Here is a 25,541-nt window from a genome sequence, read left to right on the forward strand (position 1 = left end):
GTGCTCAGCGGACAGGGATGCAGGCGAAGTTGCGTGCGCGAAGGGCCTCGCAGAATTGCCGGGCGCTGTCCTGGTCAGCGAAGCCGGAGGTCCGCAGCCGGTACAGCGTGGATTGCCCGTCACGCTCCAGCCGCTGCACCACCGGGCTGCGGCCCTCGAACAATTCGGGCGCGCGGCGGGAGATGCGGTCGAATTCGGAACGCGCGCCCTCCTCGCTGGTCACGGCGGCGAGCTGCACCATGACCCGCCCATTGGCCACAGCGCGCGGCACCGCCGTTGCGGCAGGCGCGGGTGCGGCGGGTGCGGGTTCCGGTGCGGCGGCCGGCTCGGGCGCGGCCTCGCTTGCCACCGCGGGCCCAGGTGCCTCGGCGGCCTGCTGCGGGGCGCGCGGCACGGCGCGCGGTGCCACCACCGGCGGTGGCGCCACGGTGGCGCGCAGCAGGTCCAGGTTCGGGGCCTCGGGCTCCGGCACCAGCCCTGCCGGCTGGCCGATCTGCGCCGAGGATTGCCGGTTGCCCGGGCGTTCCAGCACCAGCGCGTTCTGGTTTGGCACGCGCAGCCCGCCCGGATCATCCGGGCGCACCTTGAAGGGGCGCGGATCGGCTTCCACCACCGGCACCCCGCCGCCACCGGAGCGCTGGAAGGCCCAGTACCCCCCTGCTCCCACCGCGACCACCGCCAGCATGCCGCCCGCCACCGCCAGCATGCGCCACGGGACGCCCGAAGGGTCCCGCTGCACGCGATAGGATGGCACCATCATGTCGCTCATCGCATCTCCTCGACGGGTTCGACCCCCATCACCGCGAGGCCTGAGCGAAGGACCACCGAAGTCGCGGCCACCAGCGCCAATCGCGCCTGGGTCGCCTCCGGCTCCTCCGCCCGGATGAAGCGCAACGTCGCATCGTCACGCCCCCTGTTCCACAATACATGAAAGTCGCTGGCCAAGTCTTGGAGAAAGAACGCGATTCGGTGCGGCTCCCGCGCCGCAGCAGCGGCTTCCACCGTGCGCGGCCAGACCGCCATGCGGCGGATCAGCGCGAGTTCGGAGGGGTCCGTCAGCTGATCCAGGCTCACCTGCGCCAGATCAGCCTGGGCAGGGTCGCCGGCGGAGCGCAGGACGGAGCGGCAGCGGGCATGGGCGTACTGCACGTAGAAGACCGGGTTCTCCCGCGTCTGCTCGATGACCTTGTTCAGGTCGAATTCCATCTGCGCATCCGCCTTGCGCGTCAGCATGGTGAAGCGGACGGCGTCCTTGCCGACCTCGTCGATCAGGTCGCGCAGCGTGACATAGGTGCCGGCGCGCTTGGACATGCGGACCGGCTCGCCATCCTTCACCACATGCACGATCTGGGTCAGCACCACGTCCAGGCTGACCTTGCGGTCCGACAGCGCCGCGACGGCGGCCTGCATGCGCTTGACATAGCCGCCATGGTCGGCGCCCCAGACCTGCACAAGCTGCGGGAAGCCGCGCTCGATCTTGGCGAGGTGGTTCGCCACGTCATTGGCGAAATAGGTGCCGCTGCCATCCGACTTGCGCAGCGGGCGGTCCACGTCGTCGCCGAACTGCGTGGCGCGGAACAGGACCTGCGGGCGGGGCTCCCAATCCTCGGGCGTCTTGCCCTTCGGCGGCTCCAGCACCCCGGTGTAGATCAGGTCCTTGGCGGAAAGCGTCGCCTCGGCCTTCTCCAGCCAGCCCTCGGCCACGATCGCACGCTCGCTGATGAAGACGTCGTGCTGCACGCCCAGCGCCGCCAGGTCCTCGCGGATCGCGGACATCATCGCTTCCACGGTGAAGTCGCGCACCGTGTCGAGCCAGAGCGTGGCCGGTGCGGGCATCCCGCCCGGCTCGGCCAGGGATTCGCGAAAGATCTGGCGCAGCGCGACGCCGACGGGCACCAGGTACTCGCCCTTGTATTGCAGGCCGCCGGGGACGGATTGGGCGTAATCCTCCTCCGTCATCGGCGTGCCCAGCGCCTGCAGGTAGCGCCAGTAGGTGGCATAGGCGAGCGCCAGCACCTGCGCGCCCGCGTCGTTCACGTAGTATTCGCGGGTGACGTCATAGCCCGCCTTGCGCAGCAGCAGCGCCAGCGCATCGCCCACCACGGCACCGCGGCAATGGCCGACATGCATCGGGCCGGTCGGGTTGGCGGAGACATATTCCACATTCACCGGCCCGCCATCCCGCGCCGGGCCGTCGCCATAGGCAGGCCCGGCCAGCAGCACGGCCGGCACCACGGCGCGGATGAACCCCTCATCCAGCCGGAGATTGACGAAGCCCGGCCCGGCCGGCGTCGCCTCCACCACCACCGGCAGCTCGCGCAGCTTCTCGCACAGGGCCGTGGCCAGCTTCGGCGGCGGCATCTTCGCCTGCTTGGCGACCACCATCGCGCCATTGGTCGCCATGTCGCCATGCGCCGCGTCCTTCGGCGGCTCCACCAGCACGCGGGCGAAGGCCTCGGGCGGCAGCTCCGGCAGGATCTGCGTCAGCGCCTCCACCACATGGGCGCGCATGGTGGCAAACAGGTCGGCGGTCGGGGTCATGGGAAGGCGAATCCGGAAACGGTGGGGGTCTGGCAGGCTGCGGCAAAAGCCTTCTCCCCCATCAGAAGCGGGGGAAGGGGCGTTCTAGGCGAATTTCGGCACCCTGCTAGCCCGGGACGGAGGGATCGGTCAGGCGCCGATGCTCCTCCAGCGCGAAACGGTCGGTCATGCCGGCCAGGTAGTCGCAGACCGCCTGGGCGGCGGCGGGGCTGCCAGCCTCCCCGGCCTTTTCCTGCCACCAGGGCGGCAGCTGGCGCGGCTCCCCGTGTAAAAGGGTGAACAGCAATTGCAGCGCCCGCTTGCATTTCTGGGTGGTGCGGTTGACGCGCCAATGGCGGTACATGCGCTGGAACAGGAAGGCGCGCAGTTCGTTGTTCGCCTCCATCATGCCGTCGGAGAATGCCACCACCGGCCGGTCATGCGCGCGGATATCCGCGGCGCTGCCCGGTGCCAGGGCGGCGATGCGGCGGCGGGTTTCGGCCACCGTGTCGTTCACCATGGCGTTGATGACCCGGCGCACCACCTCCGACACCGCGCGATCCGGCGGCATGGCCGGGTTGGCGCGCAGCGCCTCCGCATGGGCTTCGCGCACCAGGGGAAGGGTCGCGGCTTCCTCCAGCGTGAACAGCCGGGCACGGATGCCGTCATCCAGGTCGTGGTTGTTGTAGGCGATGTCGTCGGCCAGCGCCGCCACCTGCGCTTCCGCGCTGGAATGGGTGTTGAGCTCCAGCGGATGCAGCCGGTCGTATTCGACGATGTAGGGGCTGGGGCGGCGCAGCGGGCCGTTGTGCTTGGCCAGGCCCTCCAGCGTTTCCCAGGTCAGGTTCAGGCCATCGAAGCCGGCGTAGCGGGTTTCCAGGCGCGTCACCGCCTTCAGCGACTGCGCGTTGTGATCGAAGCCGCCATAGGGCTTCATCATCGCATCCAGCGCATCCTCCCCACCATGGCCGAAGGGCGGGTGGCCGAGGTCATGCGCAAGCGCCAGCGCCTCCGCGAGGTCTTCCTCCAGCGCCAGTTCGCGAGCGATCGACCGCGCGATCTGCGCCACTTCCAGGCTGTGGGTCAGGCGCGTCCGGAAATGGTCGCCCTCGTGGTAGACGAAGACCTGGGTCTTGTATTGCAGGCGCCGGAAGGCGGTGGCGTGGATGATGCGGTCGCGGTCGCGCTGGAACGGCGAGCGCGCGCCACCGCCGGGCTCGGCATGCAGCCGCCCGCGGGAGTTCTCAGTGCGGACTGCCCAGGGGGCCAGCCCATCCGGGAGCCGCTTCGGATCCATCCCGAGCGGCCTAGCACCCGCCCTGCCTCGCTGGAAAGCCCGGCCGTGCTGGAAGACCCCCGCTTCGACGTGCTCGCTGGAGGAGTTGCGGCAGGCGAGCCTGGAACCTCGGGCGTTTCCATCCTATCTTGCCATCATGGACACCATGACCGCGCCGTTCCGTGTCACCCCCCGCGCCGCCGCCCAGGTGGCGGAGATTGCGGCCCGCCAGGGCAAGCCGGGCGCCGGCCTGCGCCTGGCGGTGGATGCCGGCGGCTGTTCCGGCTTCCAGTATCGCTTCGACCTGGAGGATGCGCCGGCCGAGGATGATCTGGTGGTGGCGGAAGGCCCCGGCCGAGTCTTCGTCGATCCGGTGAGCATGGAATTGCTGGCCGGTGCCGAGCTGGATTGGACCGAGGCGCTGATCGGCGCCCATTTCGCCGTGAAGAACCCCCAGGCCGTCAGCGCCTGCGGCTGCGGCACGAGCTTCAGCGTCGGCTAGGCAGCTGCGGGCGCAGTCGGCCCAAGATCGCGGACCTTCACATCTGATCAGCCATGGGCGTCGACGGGCCGGCCAAAGGGTCGGCTCAAGCGTCGACGGCGCCCTGTTTCGTTCACAGGAACGTTGCCAGGGCTGGCAGTTCTGGACGCGGCTGCAACCTCCAGTTATGCGGGATGCGGCAAGGATAGGGTCAGCCTATGGCGCAGCCGGGGCATTCCGGTAACGTGACGGTATCCCTTGCCGAGCCTGCCCGTGCGGCACTGGAAGGTGCCGTCACCCCGGTCGGCCGGCGGGCGAGCGACAGGCTGCCGGCGCCGCCGGAACCCCCCGGATTCACCTCCCCCGGCACATTCTGGCCGCTCTGCGTGGCCGTGGTGGTGCTCCCGCTGCTGGCGGCGGCAGTCGCCGCCTGGTTGAGCTGGCAGGACCTGCAGGCGGACACCGAAAGCCGCCTGACCCGGACAGTCGACCTGCTGCATGAGAACACGCTGCGCTCGCTGGAGAGCCAGGAAGCCTATCTCACCGCGGTGAACCGCTTCATCATGGACCGCACCTGGCCGGAGATATCGGCCAGCGCGGATGTGGCTGATTTCCTGGCCAGGCTGCGCGACAGCGCGCCGGGCACCAGCGCCATCGGCATCATCTCCCCGGACGGAATGCTGCTGCATATCTCCAGCCGCGCCTTCCCGATGCAGCCGGTGGACCGGTCCCAACGCGACTACTTCCAGGCACATCAGGGGGCGCGGGTGGATGATGTGCGGCCGGCGGTGGGCGCCGCCATCACCGGCCGCGTCCGCGGGCGCCGCATCTTCCCGGTCAGCCATCCCCGGCGCGGTCGCGAAGGGAGGCCCGATGGCGGCGTGATCTGGGCGACGTCGGACGTCGACGCCTTCGCCAATTTCTACGCATCCATCGTCATATCCCCCTCCGACACGATCCAGCTCATCCGCCAGGACGGGCGCATCCTGGTGCGCCACCCGGCGGCACCGGAGGCGCCGGAGGAGGCCGGCGCCCATGAGGACAAGATGGCCATCATCGCCACCTCGGCACGGACCGGGCGGGTCGCCCTCGCCTATGTCGGTGCCGGCAATTCCGGCGCCGGTCTTCCCGCCTTCGGGGCCAATCGGCTGGTGGCCGCGCGGTGGCTCGACCGCTACGGCGTCGCTGTCATCTACGGGCTGCACATGGACGAGATGCGCCGCATCTGGGGTCGTCGCGCCGCTGGCTACGCCGCCGCCGCCGTCGTCGTGGTGGCCCTGTTGCTCTCGCTGATCCGGCTGGCGCAGATCGGCATGCGTCGCGAATACGTCGCCCTGGCCCGCGCGCGGGCGGAAACGGTGCGGCGGCTGGAGGCAGAAATCCGGCTGCACGAGACGGCCCGCATCACCGCGCTCGGCCAGATCACCGCCGGCGTGGCGCATGACATGAACAACCTGATCCAGAGCGTCATGGCCGCGTCACGACTGATCGACCGCCGGGCGCAGGAACCGGAAAAGGTCCGCAGCCTGGCCTTGATGATGCGGGAAACCGCCGCGCGCGGCGCGCGGATCGCGTCCCGCATGCTGGATTTCGGCCGCCAGCAGCCGATGCGGGAAGAACCGGTCGAATTGCAGGCGGCATTCGAGCGGCTGCAGGAGACGGTGGGCGGGCTGCTCGGCTCCGGCATCCGCCTGGTCTGCGAGGCGGAGCCGGACCTGCCGCCGCTGCGGGCGGACGGCGCGGAGTTCGAGACGGTGCTGGTGAACCTGGTCATCAATGCGCGCGACGCGATGCCGGATGGCGGCGAGGTGCGCGTGACGGCCGGGCTTCAGCGCGCGGAGGATGGCGCGGCGCGGCTGCGCGTGACCGTCGCCGATGCCGGCACCGGCATGACGCCGGAGGTGCTGCGCCAGGCGAGCGAGCCGTTCTTCACCACCAAGGGGTCGGGCCGCGGCACCGGTCTCGGCCTGTCCATGGCGCGGCAATTCGCCGAGAACCTGGGCGGCAGCCTCGCGATCGAGAGCACGCTCGGCCAGGGCACCCGCGTCACCCTTTCGTTCCCGGCCTAGAGCGGGCAGTGTCCGCCGCATGACAAGGCTCGCCAGTTTCAACGTGAACTCCGTCCGCAAGCGGGCGCCGCATATCCTGCGCTTCCTGGCGCGGCAGCAGCCCGACCTGCTGTTCCTCCAGGAGCTGAAATGTCGGACGGAGGAATTCCCGGCGGTGGAGCTTGCCGCGTCCGGCTACCGCTTCCATGCGGTGGGGCAGCCGGGCGGCCGTAACGGCGTTGCGGTGCTGTCGCGCATTCCCTTCGAGGTGGTGGCCGAGTCGCTGCCGGGCGAGGCGACTGACAGCCAGGCCCGCTACATCGAGGTGGCCGCGGCCGGGATGCAGGTGGCCGGCATCTACCTGCCCAACGGCAATTCCGGCGGGGATGAGGGCTACCTGTACAAGCTGGCCTGGATGGAGCGGCTGCGGCGCCTGGCACAGGCGCGGCTGGATGCCTTCATCCCCTTCGCCATCCTCGGCGACTTCAACGTCTGCCCGACCGAACACGACCTGGCAAAGGGCACCCTGCCGCCGACCGATGCGCTGGTGCGGCCGGAGACCCGCGCCGAATGGCGTGCGCTGGAACATCTCGGCCTGACCGATGCGCTGCGGGCGCTGCACCCGGCGCCGGAGCAGATCTACACCTACTGGGACTACGGCTCCGCCTTCGAGCGCAATGCCGGGCTGCGGATCGACCACGCGCTGCTGAGCGCGGAGCTGGCAGAGCGGCTTGTGGCCTGCACGGTGGATGTGGACCCGAGGGCGGAAGAACAGCCCTCCGACCACACGCCGCTCGTCGTCGACCTGGCTGACTGAGCCTCAGCGCCAGTTGCGCCCACCCCGATCGTGGCCCCGATCGTGGCCCCGGTCATTGCCGCGATGGCCGTGCTGCTGGTGGCCCCGATCGCGACCCCGATCCCAGCCGCCATGGTGGCGCGGCGGCGCGTAGTGGCGCGGCGGCGGGCCATAGTACCGCGGGGCCGGCGCATAATACGGCCGGTAGACCGGGCGCGGCGCGTAGTAGCGCGGCGGCGGCGGCGCGTAATAGGGCTGCGCGTAGCCATAGCCGTAGCCGCCAACCGGCGTGACATCGGCGGCAACGACGCAGCCCGGCGCGAAGAGCAGCACCGGCAGCAGCAGGAAGAAGGCTCGGAGGCGGCGCATGACGGGGACTCCCGCGCGGCGGACCGGTTTCTGTCGGTGGCCCTGCCGCTTGATACGGAGTTAACCCGAGCGTCATGTCCCGGTTCGGGCGCGATCGCGGCGACTGCGAGGCCCATTGCGGCGGAGCCGCCTTAAATTGGTGGGCGGAGCCGGCTTAGATGGGCAGGCGGAGCCGGCTTAAATCGGCGGGCGGAGCCGGCTTAAATTTGGGGCCGCCCCCCTCACCCAACCCTCTCCCCCCAACGGGGGGGAGAGGGCATTCTGGCGGTGGCGCCGCCAGGCGCGATCCTACTGGTCGGCGTAGATGTGGCCTTCCTCGGCCGCGCCCGGATGGGTGACGGCGCCCTGCGACGCCGGCCCTACGGTCTGGGCGTATTTCCACAAGGCGCCGGAGGTGTAGAGCGTCTTGCGCGGGGTCCAGGCGGCACGCCGGGCTGCCATCTCGGCCTCGGGCAGCATCACGTCGATGGTGCCGGCCTCGGCGTCGATGACGATCGGGTCGCCGTTCTTCAGCAGGGCGATCGGGCCGCCGACCGCGGCCTCCGGCCCGACATGGCCAATGCAGAAGCCTCGCGTCGCGCCGCTGAAGCGGCCATCGGTGATCAGGGCCACCTTGTCGCCCATGCCCTGGCCATAGATCGCGCTGGTGGTGGACAGCATCTCCCGCATCCCGGGGCCACCCTTCGGGCCTTCGTAGCGGATGATGATGACGTCGCCCGGCTTGTAGGCGCGCATCTCCACGGCCTTGAAGGCATCCTCCTCGCAGTCGAAGCACAGTGCCGTGCCCTCGAAGCGCAGCTTGTGCATGCCGGCGATCTTCACGATGGCGCCTTCGGGCGCGAGCGAACCCTTCAGCGACACCACGCCACCGATCGGGCTGATCGGGTCGCTGGTCGGGCGCACCACATCCTGGTCCTTCGGGACGATCACCTCCCGGTGGTTCTCGGCCAGCGACTTGCCGGTGACGGTGATGGCGTCGCCGCGCAGGTAGCCGCCTTCCAGCAGCGCCTTGATGATCACCGGCACGCCGCCGATGTTGAACACATCCTGCGCCACGTAGCGCCCGCCGGGCTTCAGGTCCGCGATATGCGGCGTGGCGCGCATGATCTCCGCCACGTCATGCAGGTCGAACTTGATGCCGCATTCATGCGCGATGGCCGGCAGGTGCAGCGCGGCGTTGGTGGACCCGCCGGTCGCGCCGACGATGGCGGCGGCGTTGAACAGCGCATCCCGCGTCACGATGTCGCGCGGCCGCAGGTTTTTCCGAATGAGGTCCACCACGGCGCGGCCGGACTGCACGGCGTAGTAGTCGCGCGATTCGTCAGGTGCGGGCGCGCCGGCGGAACCCGGCAGGGCCAGGCCCAGCACCTCGGAGATGCAGGCCATGGTATTGGCGGTGAACTGGCCACCGCAGGCACCGGCGCCCGGGCAGGCATGCTGTTCGAGATCCAGCAGGTCGGCGTCGGACATGTTGCCGGCGGCGTGCTGGCCGACCGCCTCGAACACATCCACCACCGTCACGTCGCGGCCCTGGAAGCGGCCGGGGCGGATCGAGCCGCCATACATGAACACCGACGGCACGTTGAGGCGCACCATCGCCATCATCACGCCCGGCAGCGACTTGTCGCATCCCGCCACGCCGACCAGCGCGTCATAGCAATGGCCGCGCATGGTCAGCTCGATGGAATCGGCGATGACGTCGCGCGAGGCCAGCGAGGACTTCATGGACTGGTGGCCCATGGCGATGCCGTCGGTCACCGTGATGGTGGTGAATTCGCGCGGCGTCGCGCCGCCCTCCTTCACGCCGATCTTCACCGACTGCGCCTGGCGGGACAGCGCGATGTTGCAGGGCGCGGCCTCGTTCCAGCAGGTGGCGACGCCGACGAAGGGCTGGTCGATCTCCTCCTGCGTCAGGCCCATGGCGTAGTAGTAGCTGCGATGCGGCGCGCGTTCCGGCCCCACCGTGGTGTGGCGGCTCGGCAGCTTGGACTTGTCCCACTTGGTCATGGCGCGCTTCCCGATGGTTTGGGACTGGCGTGCCACAGGATGCGGCGCGCGGCCAGGGGCGCGTGCCGGAAGCCTCGCGCACAAGTGGCCGGCTACCCCCTTTGGAAGCTTGGCGAGGGTCGGGACCGGCGGCCATGATCGTCCGTCCAGATTTCACGACGAGGCTCAGAGACATGGCCCGACTCGCCCATCTTTCGCCAATGGCGTGCCTGGCTTTCGGGCTTCTCGTGGCGGGACCTGCCGCGGCGCAGCTCGACCCGCGCGTCGCGATGCCGCTCCAGGCCCTGTACAACTCGGCGCAGATGGCGTGCCAGCAAGGCAATCCGCAGGGCTGCGGCGCGATGCAGCAATTGCAGGCCAGCGCGCAGCAGCTCACCCAGGCGCAGTTCGCCTGCCAGCAGGGCAACATGCAGGCCTGCCAGTTTTTCCAGAGTGGCGCGCAGCAGGTGATGGGCGCCTGGCAGCAGCAGCAGGCCCAGGCGGGGATGCCGGCTGGGGGCATGATGCAGGGCGGCCAGGGCTATTCCAGCCAGCAGATGACCCGGGACCACAATTCCCGCATGCAGCAACAGCAGCAGCAATTCCAGCAGCACCAGAACAGGATGCAGCAGCAGCAGCAGTTGAACGACCAGAATCACCAGCGATTCATGGAGCAGCTGCGGCGCTGAAAGCCCGTCTACCGATCCGGCTGGAAGACATGCGCCATGAACCACTGCTCGGGGTGTGCGCGCACCACCTGCTCCAGCACCGCATCCAGCGCGGCGATGTCCTCCAGCACCGCCTTGCGGCCGCGCCCCGGCGGGCCGACCGGCACCTCCGGCAGGAAGTGCAGACGGAACCGCGCCGCCTGTCCCAGCCGTAGCGCATAGGCCGGCACGATTGCCGCCCCGGTGGAAGACGCCAGGCGCACCGCGCGCATGATGTTGCCGTCCAGCTTCAACGGCCGGCCGAGGGCCGGGGCGTGCACCCGTCCCTCCCAGAACTCGTCTACGTAATACAGCAGCGCCGCGTCGCGGCTTTCCAGCACGCGATGCGCCTCGAACACCGCGCCGAGCGTGGGTGCCACCGCCACCGCCGCCTGCGGTCCCGCCACGCTGCGGCTGCGGCCACGCGCCTTGTCCGCGATGCGCATGCGAAATCGGTTGGGCAGGCGCTGGTAGATGGCGTGGAAGGGAATGCCGAGCTGCGCCAACCCGGCATGCACCACTTCCCAATTCCCCACATGCAGCCCGGCGATGATCAGCGGGCGCCCGGCATCGCGCAGCGCCAGAAGCTGTTCGCCGCCTTCGATCTCGATCCGCCCCTCGGCGCGGAAGCGCGACAGCGCGGCGAATTCGCTGAAGCAGCGGCCGACATGCGCCCAATGCGCGGCCAGCAGCGCCTCCACCTCCTCGGCCGTCGCCTCCGGCCGCAATTGCCGCAGCAGGGCGCGGACGCGGTCGGAGCCGACCTGCCGCTTGCGGCCGGCGCGCTGCCCCATGCGGACGCCGAAGGCGGAGGCGGCCTCGGTCGGCAGCAGGCGCAGCGCCTGGTGCGGCAGCCAATCGGCCAGCCCCTGCAGGGGATCGCGCAGCCAATGGCGCAGCAGGTCCCGGCGCGCGGACCAGCGCCAGGGGGGCGACGGGTAGAGGTGGTCCATTACCGGGCCGTCAGGCGCATCGGCAGGGTCTCGCCCGGGCGCAAGGTCAGCCGCGCCACCGGCATCACCTGGGTACCCGGCTCCAGCACCAGGCGGAAACTGCCGGCCAGGGCGGCGAGGCAGATGGTCGCTTCCGCGAGGCCGAGATGCTGGCCGGTGCAGATGCGGGGGCCGGTGCTGAACGGGATGTAGGCATGCCGCGGCGGCTTCGGCGCGCCGGGCATGAAGCGGTCCGGGATGAAGGCATCCGGCTGGTCCCACAGCCCCGGCTTGCGGTGCAGCAGCCAGGGGCTGACCAGGATGATGGCGCCCTTCGTCACGGGGCGGTCGCCGATCCGGTCCGGCCCCAGCGCCTCCCGCGACAGCAGCGGCACGGGGGGATACAGGCGCAGCGTTTCCTCCACCACTGCGCGGGTGAAGGGCAGGTTGGGCAGGTCGGCCAGCGTCGCCACGCGGTCGCCCAGCACCTCGCGCACTTCCCCGGCCAGCCGCTCCGCGCTCGCGGAATCCTGGGACAGCATGAACAGCGCCCAGGCGAGGGTATTGGCGGTGGTCTCATGCCCCGCCATGAACAGCACGATGGCCTCGTTGCGGAAGGCGCGGCGGTCCATCGGGCGGTCGGTGCCGGGCACCTTGGCTTCCGACATGGCGCGGATCAGGGACGCCTCGCCACCATGGCTGCCCTCCAGGATGTCCGCGATCAGCCCGTCCACCACCTTGTGGATGCGGCGCGCCGCCAGGCGCACACGCGGCCCGCGGAAGCGGGGGAACCAGTCCGGCAGGCCGAGCAGGGACAGGATGTCGGTCTGGCCGATATGCGCCTGGTATTCGGCGAAGGCGGCCACCACCTCCCCCGCCGCATCGCGGCCCAGCGCACGGCCGAAGATGGTGCGGCAGATGATCTCGGCGGTCAGGTGGCCCATCTCGGCCAGCACATCCAGCGGGCCGGGCGCCGGGCCATTCGCCAAGGCGCGCCACTGTTCGCGGCGCTCCGCCGCGGCCTCGGTGATGGCCGGCGCCAGCTCCGCCAGCCGCGAGACATGGGTGACGGGCGCCACCACCCGCCGCCTTTCGCGCCACAGCGGGCCGTCGCTGACGAACAGCCCGTCGCCGAGCAGCGGCGTCAGCGCGTGGCGGTGCTGCGGACTCTTGCGCTGAAAATTCTCATGCCGCTCGACGAAGACGTAGTGCACCGAATCGGGGCTGTTGCAGACCACCACATCGCGCAGGAACAGCCGGCTGCCATAGACGTCGCGCTCGAAGGAGGATTTGGCCCAGATCGCCAGCCAGTTCTCCCGCGCCAGCTTCAGCATCCGCAGCAGCGGCAGGCCCGTATCCGGTCGCGGCGGATACGGGGGCACGTAGGGCGCCAAGGGCGTCGGGGCACTCGGCGGGGCAGCCGGTTCGATCAGCATGCCCCGCAGCTTACATGCCTCTTGCGGCCTATGCAGCCTCCGCCGTCAGCACGATGCGGCCAGTCACCTTCCCGGCACGCAGGCGTTGCAGGGCGCTGTCCGCATTCTGCATCGGCTCCCGCGTGATGGGGATGCTCGGCAACCCGCCGCCCTGGGCGATCTTCACCAGCTCCCGCAGCTCCTTCGGGCTGCCGACATAGCTGCCGCGCACGGTCAGCGCCCGCATCGCCATCAGCGGCAGCGGCACGGTCAGCTCGCCGCCGAACAGCCCCACCTGGATCAGCTTGCCGCCCTTGGTCAGCGCGTCGAAGCACATCCGCGCGGTCTGGCTGCCATTCACCAGGTCGATGATCGCCTCCACCGGCCCGCCGCACAGGGCGACCAGGCGCTGCGCCGCATCCTCGCCGCTGGCATTCAGCGTGTCGCTGGCCCCGGCCTGACGTGCCGCTTCCAGCTTTTCATCGCTGACATCGACGGAGACGATTCGCTTGTGGCCCATGGCCTTCAGCACCGCGATCGCCTGCAGGCCCAGACCGCCGGCCCCGACCAGCACGATCGGCACGTCGGCCTCCATCGGCATCACCTTGTTGATGGCGGAAAAGACCGTGATGCCGGAGCACGCATAGGTGGCCGCCAGCGCCGGGTCGATGTCACCCGGATCAACCAGGTGGCGCGGCTCCGGCACCAGGATGTGGGTGGCGTAGCCGCCATTCTGGAAGATGCCGAGCGCCTTGCCCTGGAGGCACATGTTGTCCTCCTCCGCCCGGCACTTGGCGCAGGTACCGCAGCCGACCCAGGGGAAGACGATGCGGGTCTGGCCGACCTCCAGCCCCTGCCCCTCGGCCTCCGGCCCCCATTTCACCACGCGGCCCACCGTCTCATGCCCCATGGCCAGCGGCAGCTTCACGCCGCGGTCCAGCAGCCGCATCTTGCCGCGGCTGCCGAGGTCCCATTCGCCTTCCCAGACATGGATGTCCGAATGGCAGACGCCGGCATGGGTAACCTCCAGCAGCACCTGCTTGCCGGTGGGCTCCGGCGTCGGCAGGTCGATTTCCTGCAACGGCTGCGCCACTTCCACGATCGCCCATGCCTTCATCGTTCGTTCCCCCGGTTCATCGGATGCATGGCAACAGGCGGCGCGGTTCCGGTCAATCGGGCCGCTCAATCAGGACGAATGTTGTTCTCCCGCACCACCGCGCCCCAGGTGGCGATCTGCCTGGACAGGAACGCCCCGAACTCGGCCTCCCCCTTCGGATCCAGGTCGATGCCGAGGGCGATGACGCGCGCCCGCACCTCCGGCACCGCCAGCGCCTCGAGCAGCGCCGCCTCCATCCGCTGCTTGATCGGCGCCGGAATCCCGGCCGGGCCGAGGAAGCCCCAGAAGGCGCGCGCATCGATGCCGGGCACGCCGGCCTCGGCCAGCGTCGGGATGTCGGGCATGGAGGGGGAGCGCGTGGCGCCGGTCTGCGCCAGGGGCACCAGCGCGCCGCTGTCGATATGCACGCCGATCGCCGGCCGGGTGGCGACCGGCATGTCCACCTCCCCCGCCACGGCGGCGATCGCCAGCGGGCCGCCGCCGCGATACGGCACATGCACCAGTTGCAGCCCGGCCGCGCGGCCGACCAGCGCCATGGTCAGATGCGCCAGCGACCCGTTGCCGATGCTGCCATAGGTCAGCGTATCCGGCTTCGCCTTGGCGGCGGCCGCCATCTCCGCGAAGGTCTTGAAGGGGCGCGTGCGATGCGCCGTCAGCACCATCGGCGCGGTGCCGAACAGCAGCAGCGGCGTCATGTCCTTTTCCGTGTCGAAGCCCATGTTCGGGATCAGCGCCGGGTTCACCGCATGGGTGTCGAAGACCAGCACCCAGCTGTTGCCATCCGGCGCGCTGCGCGCCACGGCGCCGGTGCCGAGGGAGCCGGAAGCGCCCGGCCGGTTCTCCACCACCACATTCACGCCGAGGATGCGCATGAGATGCGGCTGCAGCAGCCGGGCCAGGGCATCCGTGCTGCCGCCCGGCGGAAAGGGCGGCACGATGCGGATGGTGCCGTTGGGCCAGGCGGACTGCGCCTGGATGGTGGCGGGCGCGGCCAGTGCGGCGGCAGCCGTGAGCAGCACGCGGCGCGTGAGCTGGGGCATGGTCGATCCTCCCTGATCGTTCTTTGCAGGCATTAGGCCCAAGCCCCGCCAGCCGCGCAAGCGGGGCCGGAACACCGCCGCGCGGTGCGCGTTGAGGCCCGCATGAGAAAGGACCACGCGCGATGACCGATATCCTGTCCCGCATCCTGTCCCGCAGCGGGGAGGCGCCGCACCAGACAATGGAGGGCCACAGCTCCGGCGAGCTTGGCGGCGGCAGCCTGACCGAGATCATGGACGGGCTGTTCGGCCACCCCGGCGGTCTCGACCTGCATGAGGCCGAAGCGGGCGCCGCCCAGGCCGCCGGGGCGGATGGCATGAACCTGACGGTGCTGCGTGCCCTGCTCACCAGCCTGACGCATGGCTCGGGCGGGCCGCGCGGCCTGGCGACGCTGACGGACCGGCTGCGCGCGGCCGGGCTCGGTCCGCAGGTGAAGAGCTGGATCGCCCAGGGCGGCAACCAGCCGGCCGACCCCGCGGCGCTGGAACGCGCCCTGCCGCCCGGCGCGCTGGCCGAGGTGGAAGCCCGCACCGGGCTGGGGCGGGACGATGTGCTGGCGCGGCTCAGCCAGGGCCTGCCGCGCATGGTGGACCGCCTGACGCCGGATGGCCGCCTGCCCGGGCCGGATGAGGACCTGCCCGAGGCGGAGGAGGATGAGGTGCTGTCCGGCTTCGGGATCAGGTTGGGGCGCTGACCGCGATCTCCGCCGCGCGGCGGGCCATGCCGCCATTGTCGTGGCCGACGCCGGGCACCGTCTCCAGCCGCCAGCGAAACGGCACGCCCAGTCGCCAGGCGCTGGAGCGGGCCTCGGCGTAGAAGCGCAAGCCGCGCGCCATGCGGTGCGGCCCCTGGGCGATGGCGCCGGGCTGGCGCGGGATGGAACGGTGGTTCGGGTCCACGTCATCGGCGCCGAGCAGCACCGTCACCGGCCGCGCGAAGGCCGCCGCCAGCCTGGCATCATCCACGCTGGTGCCGCCGAGGCCGGAGGGGAAGGCCACCTCCCGCACCGGCATGGTGTAGGAGCCGGCATTGGCGGTGATGATTGCCTCCGCCCGGCTGGTCTCGGCCAGCAGCAGGTAGCGATGGACGAATTGCGCGCCGGCGGAATGGCCGAACAGCGCATAGCCGGGGCGCGTCGCGCCGGTTCGCGCGCGCACCGCGTCCCAGACCTTCTCGATGATGCCGAAGGACCAGGCCTCCGGCGGGTTTGGCGCCAGATCCTGGGTGACGACGTTGCCCCAGTTGTAGGAGGCAACGGTGGGGAACAGCGCGCGGGAGAATTCGGGCGCGACCACCAGCAGGTTCGCGGCCTCCGCCTGCGGCGCCCATTCCGCCAGGTAGCGGTCGGCATCGCGTTGCAGGCCGTGCATGACGATGATGACCCGGCCATCCGGGCGCCAGCCGGCGGGGCGATGCAGGAAGACCCGCATGCCGGCGGGGTCCGGCAGGTGGAACACCGTCTGGGCCTGTGCCGCCCTCGGCAGGGCGGCCAGCGCACCCAGCGCGATCAGGCCGCGGCGTTTGAGCATGGCGTTCTCCCCCCATCCAACCGGGCGCAGCATCCGCGCGCGGCTGGCCGGGAGCAAGAACGATTCAGACCGGCCGCGGCGCCGGCGGCGGCGGCTTGGCCGCCTTCAGCGCGCGCCGGATATCGCCCTCCAGCTTCTCCAGTTCCTCCGCCGCGCGCAGGCGCTGGCCGCGGGCCTCGTCGGCGATGCGCAGGCTGTCCTCGATGGTGGCGACCAGGGCGGCATTGGCCTTCTGCACGGCGGCGAGGTCGAAGACGCCGCGTTCCAGCTCGGTGCGGGCTTCCAGATTGCCGCGGCGCAGCGTCTCGGCATTCGCGGTCAGCAGCTGGTTGGTCAGGTCGGTGGCGGCCTTCACCGCCTGGCCGGCCTCCCGCATCCGGTGGATCGCCAGCGCCTGGGCGAGCTGCTGGCGCCACAGCGGCACGGTATTGGCCAGCACCGAGTGGATCTTGCTGGCCAGCGCCTTGTCGTTTTCCTGGATCAGCCGGATCGAGGGCAGCGCCTGCATCGCCACCTGCCGGGTCAGGCGCAGGTCGTGCACGCGGCGATCCAGCTCATCCCGCGCGCCGCGCAGGTCGCGCAGCTTCTGCGGGGCCAGGTCATCGGCGGAGTTGGCCACGGCCGCTTCCATCGCCGGGATGGCTTCGCTGTCGGTCCGCCGCAGCACCTCCTCGCCCGCCTGGACATGGGTGCCGAGGGCGTGGAACCACTCCAGGGTCGCCTGGTACAGCCGCTCCAGCCGCTCCACGTCTTCCAGCAGCCGGGTCCGGTGGGTATCGAGCTTGTCGCCGATGCCCTCGATCTGGCCCTTCACCGTCTCGTACCGGCCGATGATTTCGGTCACCTCGGCGCCGGCCTTGGTGAACATGCGGGCCAGGAAGCCGGGGCGCTCATCCAGCTTGGTCACGTCGAAGCCGCGCAGGGTCTGCAGCAGGGACGCCAGCGTCCGCCCCGCCTCCCCCGTCTCCTGGTTCCGCGCGCCCTCCAGCATGGCATCGGCCGCCGCCTGGGCCTGGGTCTGCGTCTGCTGGCCGAAGCGCAGGATCGAGCCAGGGTCGGAGAGGTCGATCTGCTGCGCCAGTTGGCCGATCATCGCATCCGGCACCGGCGCACCGGCCGGCGCGGCCTCGGACAGGTCCCGCTCCGCCGCCGCCTGGGCGGTTGCCATCGGGCTTGGGGAGACCGGGCTTGGAGCGACGGGGGAACGGGTGGCCTCGGCGGGTTGTGCGCCATAGGGCTTCGGGCTGTTCGGCTTGGTCGTGCTCATGCGTAACCCTCCTGGCGCAGCCTGTCGGCCAGCACCTTCACCTGGATATCCAGCGCCACGCTCTCCTCCGCCCGTAGCTTGGCGCGAAGGTCGTCGGCCGCGGTCTGCATATCCGTCAGCAATTGCGGCAGGCTTGCCGGCGGCTGGGCGCCGGCGGACAGCCGCTGGGCGATACGGTCCAGCCCATCCAGATGCACGGCCAGGAAACGCCGGGCCAAAGGCAGCCGGTCCGGCCGTGCGTCGAGGTCATCCAGCACCGCATCCATCGCCTGGGCGATGCCGGCCATGCGCGGCTCCGCACTGATCCGCGCCAGGCGGATGCGCGCCTCGTCCAACGGGCCGGGCGGCGGCGGCGGCACGGGCGGCGCGGGCGGGTCCACTTCCACCTGCGCGCCGTCATACATCAGGCGCGTGCCGAGCCAGGCGCCGGCGGCCAGCAGCAACGCGATCGGCACGCCGGTGCCGGCGCCCATGCCGGCGACGATGCCGGTGGCGGCGGCGACCAGCATCGCCGCGCGCCGCGTATCGCCGCGCCGGCCGCGTCGCAGGGTCCGCACCGCCAGGATGGGCAGCAGGATGCCCAGGCCGGCGGCGACCAGGCCGCGCGTATTCCCACGCACCACCTCCACCACCACGTCGAACAGCAGCGGCCAGGTGAACAGGGGCAGCAGCAACCCGCGGGTGCCGTTGCGGAAAGTGCTGAAGGTGCTCTCCGCCTTGGCGCGGGCACCGCGCCAGGGGTCGTTCTGCCAGACGGGGAGCTGATTGGGGCGCTGCTCGGGGCGCTGATCGGGGCGCTGCATCAGCGGAACAACGCGATGGCGCTGGCCAGCCAGAGGCTGAGCGTCAGCAGCCAGAAGCCGGCCACGCGCCGCGCGGGCGCCGGCAGCGTGGGCAGCAGGATGCGGGGGGTCGTCTTCAGACGGGGGGTCTTGGCCATGGCGCCCTTCAGATCGCTGCGCGGTGCCGCCGGATCAAGGGACGGAACCGCTACAGGGATTTCCGATGATGCCGATAGTGGAATTTGATGAAGGGCACATCATGCCCACCGCATACAATCGGCACGCCGCCCGGATCCCGGGGCTGCCCCACCTTGTCGACCAGCCTGGAGCGGCTCGCATGCCACCTGTTGAAGGCCCCGGCCTCCACCCGCTCAACGCCGACGATCTGGCGGAAGTGACCGGCGGCATGGCCGCGCGGCATGAGCAGGAGGAGGTGCCAGCCACGCCCATGCCGCCCCCGGAAGCTGATGACGCGGAGCCGCTGGGTGATGAGGATGCGCCGCAGGTCACGACCGGCACCGCCACGCCGACGGGCTCGGACCACACCGCGGTCTGGCGCCCCGGCGACGGCAATCTGGATTTCCGGGCCGGGATGATCCAGCCCGATGGGAGCCACTGGAACGAACTGGAGCTCGACCTGTCGGGGCTGACCTATGACGAAGTCAGGGAGAGCCTCGGCCAGGCCAGCTTCAGCCTGAACCCGCCCGGGCAGCACGGATACTGGGAGCCGGAGCCGCAGTTCTACCTGAGGCCCGACCACCTGATCATCCCGAGTGGACAGGGCACGCTCACGCTGTTCGGGGAAACCGTGACCTTCAGCGGCGTCTACCGGATCACACTGCGCTTCTGAGCCTCTCCCGCCGACCGCCGCGCGGGACCTCAGCGCCGTTCGGCGCTCCCTTGGCCTCAGCGCCTGACGGCGCCCTTGGCCTCAGCGCCTGTCGGCGGGCCGTTGGCCTCAGCGCCTGTCGGCGCCCTTGGCCTCAGCGCCTGTCGGCGCCCTTGGCCTCAGCGCCTGTCGGCGCCCTTGGCCTCAGCGCCTGTCGGCGCCCTTGGCCTCAGCGCCTGTCGGCGCGGGGGTCCAGCGCGTCCCGCAGCCCGTCGCCCATCAGGTTGAAGGCCAGCACCACCACGAAGATCGCTGCCCCCGGCGCGATCGCAAGCCAGGGCGCCGTCTCCAGGAACCGCTGGGCGCTGTTCAGCATGGAGCCCCAGCTAGGCGAGGGTGGCTGCTGGCCAAGTCCCAGGAAACTCAGCGAGGCCTCGGCGATGATCGCCTCCGCGATCGAAAGCGTGGACTGCACCAGCAGCGGCGGGATGATGTTGGGCAGCACATGGACGAAGGCGGTGCGCCAGGGCGGGTTGCCGAGCGATCGCGCCGCCTCCACCCAATCCGTGCTCTTCGCATCCAGCGCCATGCCGCGGGATAGCCGGACGAAGATCGGGCTGGCGGTGATGGCGATGGCCAGCATCGCATTCTCCAGCGCCGGGCCGAGGAAGGCGGCGAGCGCGATGGCCAGGATCAGGAACGGGATCGACAGCATCGCATCCGCGACGCGCGAGATCAGCGCATCCACCCAGCCCCCCGCCAGCCCCGCCAGCAGCCCGAGCGGCACGCCGATCAGCACGGCGCCGAGCACGGACACCACGCCCGCCATCAGGGACGCCCGCGCGCCCCAGATGACGCGGGACAGCACATCTCGCCCATTCTCATCCGTGCCGAACCAGTACAGCTCCGACGGCGGGCGGCGGATGCGGGACCAGCTGGTCTCGATCGGGTCGAAGGGCGCGATCCAGGGCGCCAGGATCGCCACCAGCACGAAGGCCAGCACCACCACGAAGCCGGCCAGCGCCAGGCGGTGGCGGATGAAGCGGCGCAGCGCGCGCCGCGCCGGGCTTTCGCCGCGCGCCAGCGGGGCCGGCAGGGCGGTCGCGCTCATGCCTGCCTCAAGCGGGGGTTGATGGCCATGTACAGGATATCCGCCAGCAGGCTCAGCACCACGAAGATCAGCGCGGTGGCCAGCACCACGCCCTGCACCACCGGGTAGTCCCGGTTGAACACGGCATCCACCACCAGCTTGCCGAAGCCGGGGATGGTGAAGATCTGCTCGGTCAGCACGGCACCGGCCAGCAGCCGGCCGAATTCGATGGTGCCCAGCGTGACCACCGGGATCAGTGCATTGCGCAGCGCGTGCTTCCAGACCACCACGCGCTCCGTCAGGCCCTTGGCGCGGGCGGTGCGGACATAGTCCTGGCTCAGCGCCGTCAGCATCGCAGCCCGGGTGTGGCGCATCAGCACGGAGGCGACGCCGGTGCCGAGCACGAAGGCGGGCATGATGGTGGTGGCCAGCGACTGCACCGGATCCTCCCACAGCGGCACATAGCCGGAGGGTGGCAGCCAGCCGAGCTGCACGCTGAAGAACAGGATCATCATGATGCCGAGCCAGAAATTCGGCGTGGAAATGCCGAACAGCGCGATGCCATTCGCCGCCCAGTCCCAGGCCGTGTCCTTCTTCACCGCGGACAGGATGCCGAGCGGCACGCCGATCGGCACCGCGATGATGAAGGCCATGGTGGCGAGCTGCGCCGTGACCGGCAGCTTCTCCAGGATCAGGTCGGAGACCGGCATGCGGATGCGCCAGGAGAAGCCGAAATCCCCCTGCAGCACATTGCCGATCCAGTACAGGTATTGCGACCAGATCGGCTGGTCGAGCCGTAGCTCGGCGCGGATCTGCGCCAGCACCTGCGGATCGCCGCGTTCCTCGCCTGCCAGGATCATCGCCGGATCGCCGGGCATGAGCTGTTGCAGCCCGAAGATCAGGAAGGAAAGAATCACCAGCGTCGGCAGCACCTGGCCGAGGCGTTTCAGAAGCCAGTTCCACATCTCAGGTCAGCTCCTGGGGATGGCCCCTGCCCCCACCCCGACCCTCCCCCGCAAGCGGGGGAGGGAGAAGAAGCCCTCCCCCGTTCACGGGGGAGGGTTGGGGGGGGGTTGTTCCGCGTCTCAGTTCAGCCGCATGCCCTGCAGCCGCACCATGCCATCCGCAATCGGCTGGTAGCCGGTCAGCCGCGCCGAATGGATCATCACGTTCTTGCGGTGCCACAGGTAGATCCGCATGCGGTCCTGGCCCAGCGCCGTCTCCATCACCTGGCGGTACATGTCCTGCCGCTTCGCCACGTCCTGCTCCGTCCGCGCCGATTCCAGCAGCGCATCGACCGCCGGGTTCGAATAGCGCCCGTCATTCTGGCCGCCGCGGCTATGCATGAAGGCGTAGATGTTGCCATCCGGATCGGTGCGGCCGGACCAGCCGAGCAGGAAGGTCTCGAACTCGCCGCGCACCGCGCCGGCCAGCGCCGAGGCGAATTCCGAGGCCCGCAGCGTCACCTCGAAGCCGGCCTCCTTCGCCATCGCCTGGATCACCTCGCCGGCCTGGCGCAGGTCCGGGTTGTTCGGGATGGTCAGCTCCACCGGAACCGGGGCGGTGTGGCCGGCCTCGCGCAGCAGGGCGCGGGCGCGGTCGACGTTGCGCGGCTCCGGCTGGAAGCTGCGGACATGGAAGCTGCTGGCCGGCGGCACCGGCTGGCGGGTCGGGGTGTACATCCCCTCATAGACCACCTGGTTGATGGCGGCGCGGTCCAGCGACAGCTCGAAGGCCTGGCGCACGCGGGCATCACGCCCCATGGGCGTGTTCGCGCGCGGACCGTTGCCGATGTTGATGGTGATGCCCTGGTAACCCAGCTCCTCCACCGGCACGCCGCGCAGGTTGCGGTTGCGCTGGATGGAGCGCAGGTCGTCCGGCTCCATCCGTTCGCCGAATTCCACCGCGCCGGACTGCAGGTTGGCCAGGCGGACGGTGTTGTCCGGGATCGGCAGGTAGGTCACGCGGTTGAAGTGGATGTTGGCGGCGTCCCAGTATTCCGGGAAGCGTTCCAGCACGATCCGCTCCTGCGCCACCCGCTCGACGAAGCGCATCGGGCCGGCGCAGACCGGTCGGGTGCCGAAGTTGCGGCCGGCGGCCTCGGCCGCCTTGGGGCTCAGGATCATGCCGGCGCGGTCGGTCAGCGTCGCCAGGAAGGCGGCATTGGGTGCGCCGAGCTTGATGCGCACGGTCAGCGGATCGACCACCTCGATCGCCGTGACGGCGCCCATCTCGGAACGCCGGAAGCTGCCCTGCAGGGTCAGGTGGCGGTTGAGCGAATAGCGTACCGCCTCCGCATCCATCATCTCCCCGTCATGGAAGCGCACGCCCTCGCGCAGCTTGATGGTCAGCGTGGTCGGGTCGTCCCAGCTGTAGCTGGTGGCGAGCTGCGGCACCGGCTGGAGCTGGGCGTTGATGTCGAACAGCTTGTCGCAGAAGCCCATGTAGACGATGCGGCCGACATAGGTGCGCGACAGGGTCGGGTCGAGGATGTCCGGGTCCTCACGCAGCGCGATGCGCAGGTTCTGAGCGTCGGCGGCCGGCGCGGTGCCAAGCGCCGCGAAGGCCACCAGCCCGAGGGCGAGGGTCTTTCGGATCATGCCAGTTCTCCCGTCTTTTGTGTCTGGTCTGTGAAGTAGGCCTGCAAGCGGCGCAGCCTTTCGCCACCGGTATCCGCATCCTGCCCCGCGACGGCGGGCGGCAGGCTGTTCTGGAAGTGGCAGGCGGCGAGATGGCTGGCGCCTTCCAGCGGCGGCACCTGCTCCGCGCAAAGCGCCTGCGCATAGGGGCAGCGGGTGCGGAAGCGGCAGCCGGAGGGCGGGTTGATCGGGCTGGGGATGTCGCCTTCCAGCAGCGGCGCATTCGCATGCCCCTGGCCGGGAACGGCCGCCAGCAGCGCCCGCGTGTAGGGGTGGCGCGGGTTGCCGAAGACCTGCCTCGTCGGCCCCTCCTCGACGATGCGGCCGAGATACATCACCGCCACCCGGTCCGCGATGTGGCGCACCACGCCGAGGTCATGGCTGATCAGCACGAAGGTCAGGCCCAGTTCACGGATCAGATCCTGCAGCAGGTTCACCACCTGTGCCTGAACCGAGACATCCAGCGCCGAGACCGGCTCGTCGCCGATGATCAGCTTCGGCTGGCTGGCAAGCGCGCGGGCGATGGCGATGCGCTGGCGCTGGCCGCCGCTGAATTCATGCGGCCAGCGGCGCGCCAGTTCCGGCCGCAGCCCGACACGCGACAGCAATTCAGCGACGCGCTGCGCCTCCTGCGCCCGCGGCACGATGCCGTGCAGGCGCAGAGGTTCGGCCACCGCCTGCTCCACCGTCATGCGCGGGTCGAGGCTCGCAAACGGGTCCTGGAAGATCAGCTGCATGTCGCGCCGGCGCGCCCGCAGCGCCCGGGCGGACAGGCCGCGAAGGTCCTCGCCCTCGAGCAGGATCTCCCCGGCATCCGCCTCGATCAGCCTGAGCGCGAGCCGGCCGAGGGTCGATTTGCCACAGCCGCTCTCGCCGACGATGGCCAGCACGCTGCCCTTCGGCACGGATAGCGAGACGCCATCCACCGCCCGTACCGCGCCGCGCCGGCGGCCGATGGCGTCGCGCACCGGGAAGCCCTTGGCGAGGTCTCGCAGTTCCAGCAGGGGTGCGGTCATGCCGCCTGCTCCAGCAGGCTATCCAGCGGCGCGCGCCAGCAGGCCGCCTGGTGGCCGGGGGTGATGTCGGCCAGCGGCGGCTGTTCGGCGCATTGCGCGATGGCGAAGGGGCAGCGCGGCGCGAAGCGGCAGCCGGGCGGCGGGTGCATCAGGTCGGGCACCGTGCCCTCGATGCTGGCCAGCCGCGCGGCGCCACCCTCCAGCCGCGGCGCGGCGCCGAGCAGGCCGATCGTGTAGGGATGCTGCGGGTTGGCGAACAGATCGGCGGCGCTGGCCCGTTCCGCGACGCGCCCGGCATACATCACCACCACGTCGTCCGCATGGTCCCGCACCACGCCGAGGTCATGCGTGATCAGCACCACCGCCGTGCCCGTCTCCCGCTTCATCTCGTCGATCAGCGCCAGGATCTGCGCCTGCACGGTCACGTCCAGCGCCGTGGTCGGCTCATCCGCGATCAACAGGCGCGGGCGGCAGGCGAGCGCCATGGCGATCATCACCCGCTGGCGCATGCCACCCGAAAGCTGGTGCGGATAGCTTCGGGCACGGCGCTCGGGTTCCGGGATGCGGACGCGGCGGAACATCTCGATGGCTTTGGCGAAGGCCGCGTCGGGGGACAGGCCCTGGTGCAGGCGCAGCGCCTCCGCGACCTGTTCGCCGGCGGTGAAGGCGGGGTTCAGGCTGGTCATGGGTTCCTGGAACACCATGGCCATCTCGCCGCCCCTTCGCGCGCGGCGCTGGTCGGGGGTGAGCGCCAGCAATTCCTGGCCAGCGAGGCGGATGCCGCCGCCGACCTCGCCGCCCTGCGGCAGCAGGCCCATGATGGCGAGCGCCGTGACCGACTTGCCGCAGCCGCTTTCGCCCACCACGGCCAGCGTCTTGCCGGCCTCGACGCTGAAGGAGATTCCGTCGACGGGCCGCAGCCGGCCGCGATCGGTGGGGAATTCAACAGTGACGCGGGCGAGGTCCAGGACTGGTGTGCTCACTCGGATTGCGCCTCCGCGATGGCCGCCTGGATCACGGCGCGGTCGAACACGCCGGGATGGTCCCGCCCCGGCAGGAAGCGGCGAAAATGGCGCAGATAGCCGCGCCAGACGCCGTGCAGCCGGCGCAGCTCCGCCAGCGGGTCCGGGTGGTCGTCCACCCGCAGGTCGAGGTCCGGATAGGGGTCGGCCGAGGCCACCTGTATCGCCGCCGATTGGCGGCCGCGCTTGTCGCCGCCCGCCGCCTCGCCGGCCTCCATCGCCAGCAGCAGGCGCTCCGCCATCGGCAGGCCGGCGGCGGCCATGGCTGCGTCCAGCGTCGCGCGCAGCACCTGGGGCCCCGCCAGCATATTGCCGGCCACCGAGGCATCCGGCGCCGCAAGGTGGCCGCACCAGCCGACGCATTCCGCCCCGGTGTGCTGCGCGCTGGTGCCATCGGTGGCCAGCACATGCACCTGGCGTGTCGCCTGGCCCGGATCGGCGGCGACCAGCTCCGCCAGCGCCTGTTGCGGCCCCTGCCCGGCCCGCAGCCGCGACAGGGCATCCGGCGCCAGGAAGGGGTTCACCAGGGCCTGCGTGCTGGCGGCGCCGACGCCGCCCTCGACGCGCGGGCACAGCGCGCCCGCCGCAAGGAAGCGGCTGGCCACCGCGACGCCGAATTCACCGGTCGTTGAATCGCGCAGAAGGATCGACCACGTCATGCCTTGCTACATGACAGGCTGAC

Annotated in this window: 25 protein-coding genes; 6 read left to right on the forward strand and 19 right to left on the reverse strand. The window is 70.6% G+C overall.

What is annotated here, in order from left to right; translation table 11 throughout:
• Positions 1-4: 4 nt before the first annotated feature.
• The 3 genes from HB662_RS20645 to HB662_RS20655 form a co-directional block, all read right to left on the reverse strand.
• Complete coding sequence (locus HB662_RS20645) at positions 5-769, reverse strand: SPOR domain-containing protein (protein ID WP_168052295.1); 765 nt, start codon at positions 767-769, stop codon at positions 5-7.
• The gene (gene argS / locus HB662_RS20650) at positions 766-2,541 is read right to left on the reverse strand and encodes an arginine--tRNA ligase (RefSeq protein ID WP_168052297.1); all 1,776 of its coding nucleotides are present in this window, start codon (positions 2,539-2,541) and stop codon (positions 766-768) included. The genes HB662_RS20645 and argS overlap by 4 nt, the downstream gene beginning before the upstream one ends.
• A gap of 106 nt (positions 2,542-2,647) precedes the next feature.
• Positions 2,648-3,817 (reverse strand): deoxyguanosinetriphosphate triphosphohydrolase, encoded by a 1,170-nt coding sequence (locus tag HB662_RS20655; RefSeq protein ID WP_168052299.1) that lies wholly within the window; start codon positions 3,815-3,817, stop codon positions 2,648-2,650.
• A gap of 136 nt (positions 3,818-3,953) precedes the next feature.
• Here HB662_RS20655 and HB662_RS20660 point away from each other — a divergent pair, with 136 nt between their 5' ends.
• The 3 genes from HB662_RS20660 (at position 3,954) to xth (ending at position 7,142) form a co-directional block, all read left to right on the forward strand.
• The gene (locus HB662_RS20660) at positions 3,954-4,298 is read left to right on the forward strand and encodes a HesB/IscA family protein (RefSeq protein WP_245185784.1); all 345 of its coding nucleotides are present in this window, start codon (positions 3,954-3,956) and stop codon (positions 4,296-4,298) included.
• Between the two features lie 224 nt (positions 4,299-4,522).
• Positions 4,523-6,346 (forward strand): ATP-binding protein, encoded by a 1,824-nt coding sequence (locus HB662_RS29985; protein ID WP_168052301.1) that lies wholly within the window; start codon positions 4,523-4,525, stop codon positions 6,344-6,346.
• Positions 6,347-6,365: 19 nt separating this feature from the next.
• Positions 6,366-7,142 (forward strand): exodeoxyribonuclease III, encoded by a 777-nt coding sequence (gene xth, locus HB662_RS20670; protein ID WP_168052303.1) that lies wholly within the window; start codon positions 6,366-6,368, stop codon positions 7,140-7,142.
• Positions 7,143-7,145: 3 nt separating this feature from the next.
• Here the strand turns inward: xth and HB662_RS20675 are convergent, their stop codons facing one another.
• Both HB662_RS20675 and ilvD read right to left on the reverse strand, forming a co-directional pair.
• Positions 7,146-7,490 carry a hypothetical protein gene (locus HB662_RS20675; protein ID WP_168052305.1) on the reverse strand — a complete coding sequence of 115 codons (345 nt, stop codon included), beginning with the start codon at positions 7,488-7,490 and terminating at the stop codon, positions 7,146-7,148.
• 288 nt (positions 7,491-7,778) lie between these two features.
• Entirely contained in the window at positions 7,779-9,497 is a 1,719-nt protein-coding gene (ilvD, locus tag HB662_RS20680; RefSeq protein ID WP_168052307.1) for a dihydroxy-acid dehydratase, read from the reverse strand.
• Between the two features lie 134 nt (positions 9,498-9,631).
• On the opposite strand from ilvD, the gene HB662_RS20685 reads away from it, so the two are divergent.
• On the forward strand, positions 9,632-10,165 hold the full coding sequence (locus tag HB662_RS20685; protein ID WP_168052309.1) for a hypothetical protein: 534 nt from the start codon (positions 9,632-9,634) through the stop codon (positions 10,163-10,165).
• A gap of 8 nt (positions 10,166-10,173) precedes the next feature.
• Here the strand turns inward: HB662_RS20685 and HB662_RS20690 are convergent, their stop codons facing one another.
• The 4 genes from HB662_RS20690 to HB662_RS20705 form a co-directional block, all read right to left on the reverse strand.
• Entirely contained in the window at positions 10,174-11,136 is a 963-nt protein-coding gene (locus HB662_RS20690; RefSeq protein WP_168052311.1) for a lysophospholipid acyltransferase family protein, read from the reverse strand.
• Positions 11,136-12,551, reverse strand: coding sequence for a cytochrome P450 (locus HB662_RS20695; protein WP_245185785.1), 1,416 nt, complete (start codon positions 12,549-12,551; stop codon positions 11,136-11,138). Before HB662_RS20695 ends, HB662_RS20690 begins: the two co-directional genes overlap by 1 nt.
• A gap of 28 nt (positions 12,552-12,579) precedes the next feature.
• Positions 12,580-13,647: an alcohol dehydrogenase gene (locus HB662_RS20700; protein WP_168052313.1), complete on the reverse strand. Its 1,068-nt coding sequence runs from the start codon at positions 13,645-13,647 to the stop codon at positions 12,580-12,582.
• Between the two features lie 65 nt (positions 13,648-13,712).
• Positions 13,713-14,687 carry a tripartite tricarboxylate transporter substrate-binding protein gene (locus HB662_RS20705; RefSeq protein ID WP_168052315.1) on the reverse strand — a complete coding sequence of 325 codons (975 nt, stop codon included), beginning with the start codon at positions 14,685-14,687 and terminating at the stop codon, positions 13,713-13,715.
• Positions 14,688-14,809: 122 nt separating this feature from the next.
• Between HB662_RS20705 and HB662_RS20710 the strand changes: the two genes are divergently transcribed.
• Positions 14,810-15,379 carry a YidB family protein gene (locus HB662_RS20710; RefSeq protein ID WP_168052317.1) on the forward strand — a complete coding sequence of 190 codons (570 nt, stop codon included), beginning with the start codon at positions 14,810-14,812 and terminating at the stop codon, positions 15,377-15,379.
• On the opposite strand, the gene HB662_RS20715 is transcribed toward HB662_RS20710, so the two are convergent.
• The 4 genes from HB662_RS20715 to HB662_RS20730 form a co-directional block, all read right to left on the reverse strand.
• The gene (locus tag HB662_RS20715; protein WP_168052319.1) at positions 15,363-16,214 is read right to left on the reverse strand and encodes an alpha/beta hydrolase; all 852 of its coding nucleotides are present in this window, start codon (positions 16,212-16,214) and stop codon (positions 15,363-15,365) included. The genes HB662_RS20710 and HB662_RS20715 overlap by 17 nt on opposite strands.
• A gap of 64 nt (positions 16,215-16,278) precedes the next feature.
• Positions 16,279-17,481: a toxic anion resistance protein gene (locus tag HB662_RS20720; protein WP_245185786.1), complete on the reverse strand. Its 1,203-nt coding sequence runs from the start codon at positions 17,479-17,481 to the stop codon at positions 16,279-16,281.
• Positions 17,478-18,284, reverse strand: a complete 807-nt coding sequence (locus HB662_RS20725) for a hypothetical protein (RefSeq protein ID WP_168052321.1) — start codon at positions 18,282-18,284, stop codon at positions 17,478-17,480. Before HB662_RS20725 ends, HB662_RS20720 begins: the two co-directional genes overlap by 4 nt.
• A complete protein-coding gene (locus HB662_RS20730) occupies positions 18,284-18,421 on the reverse strand; it encodes a hypothetical protein (protein WP_168052323.1) in 138 nt (45 codons plus the stop codon). The genes HB662_RS20725 and HB662_RS20730 overlap by 1 nt, the downstream gene beginning before the upstream one ends.
• Before the next feature lie 65 nt (positions 18,422-18,486).
• On the opposite strand from HB662_RS20730, the gene HB662_RS20735 reads away from it, so the two are divergent.
• The gene (locus tag HB662_RS20735) at positions 18,487-19,113 is read left to right on the forward strand and encodes a hypothetical protein (RefSeq protein WP_168052325.1); all 627 of its coding nucleotides are present in this window, start codon (positions 18,487-18,489) and stop codon (positions 19,111-19,113) included.
• A gap of 208 nt (positions 19,114-19,321) precedes the next feature.
• Here the strand turns inward: HB662_RS20735 and HB662_RS20740 are convergent, their stop codons facing one another.
• From HB662_RS20740 to HB662_RS28830, 6 genes are all read right to left on the reverse strand, one after another.
• Positions 19,322-20,203 (reverse strand): ABC transporter permease, encoded by an 882-nt coding sequence (locus HB662_RS20740; protein ID WP_168052327.1) that lies wholly within the window; start codon positions 20,201-20,203, stop codon positions 19,322-19,324.
• Positions 20,200-21,147 carry an ABC transporter permease gene (locus HB662_RS20745; RefSeq protein ID WP_168052329.1) on the reverse strand — a complete coding sequence of 316 codons (948 nt, stop codon included), beginning with the start codon at positions 21,145-21,147 and terminating at the stop codon, positions 20,200-20,202. Before HB662_RS20745 ends, HB662_RS20740 begins: the two co-directional genes overlap by 4 nt.
• 120 nt (positions 21,148-21,267) lie before the next feature.
• Entirely contained in the window at positions 21,268-22,782 is a 1,515-nt protein-coding gene (locus HB662_RS20750; RefSeq protein ID WP_168052331.1) for an ABC transporter substrate-binding protein, read from the reverse strand.
• The gene (locus tag HB662_RS20755) at positions 22,779-23,837 is read right to left on the reverse strand and encodes an ABC transporter ATP-binding protein (RefSeq protein WP_168052333.1); all 1,059 of its coding nucleotides are present in this window, start codon (positions 23,835-23,837) and stop codon (positions 22,779-22,781) included. The genes HB662_RS20750 and HB662_RS20755 overlap by 4 nt, the downstream gene beginning before the upstream one ends.
• Positions 23,834-24,820, reverse strand: coding sequence for an ABC transporter ATP-binding protein (locus HB662_RS20760; RefSeq protein ID WP_342449554.1), 987 nt, complete (start codon positions 24,818-24,820; stop codon positions 23,834-23,836). Before HB662_RS20760 ends, HB662_RS20755 begins: the two co-directional genes overlap by 4 nt.
• Complete coding sequence (locus tag HB662_RS28830) at positions 24,817-25,518, reverse strand: DUF1028 domain-containing protein (RefSeq protein WP_209443398.1); 702 nt, start codon at positions 25,516-25,518, stop codon at positions 24,817-24,819. The genes HB662_RS20760 and HB662_RS28830 overlap by 4 nt, the downstream gene beginning before the upstream one ends.
• Positions 25,519-25,541 lie beyond the last annotated feature (23 nt).

Origin of the sequence: Falsiroseomonas frigidaquae, assembly GCF_012163145.1 — a bacterium.
Lineage (GTDB): Bacteria > Pseudomonadota > Alphaproteobacteria > Acetobacterales > Acetobacteraceae > Falsiroseomonas > Falsiroseomonas frigidaquae.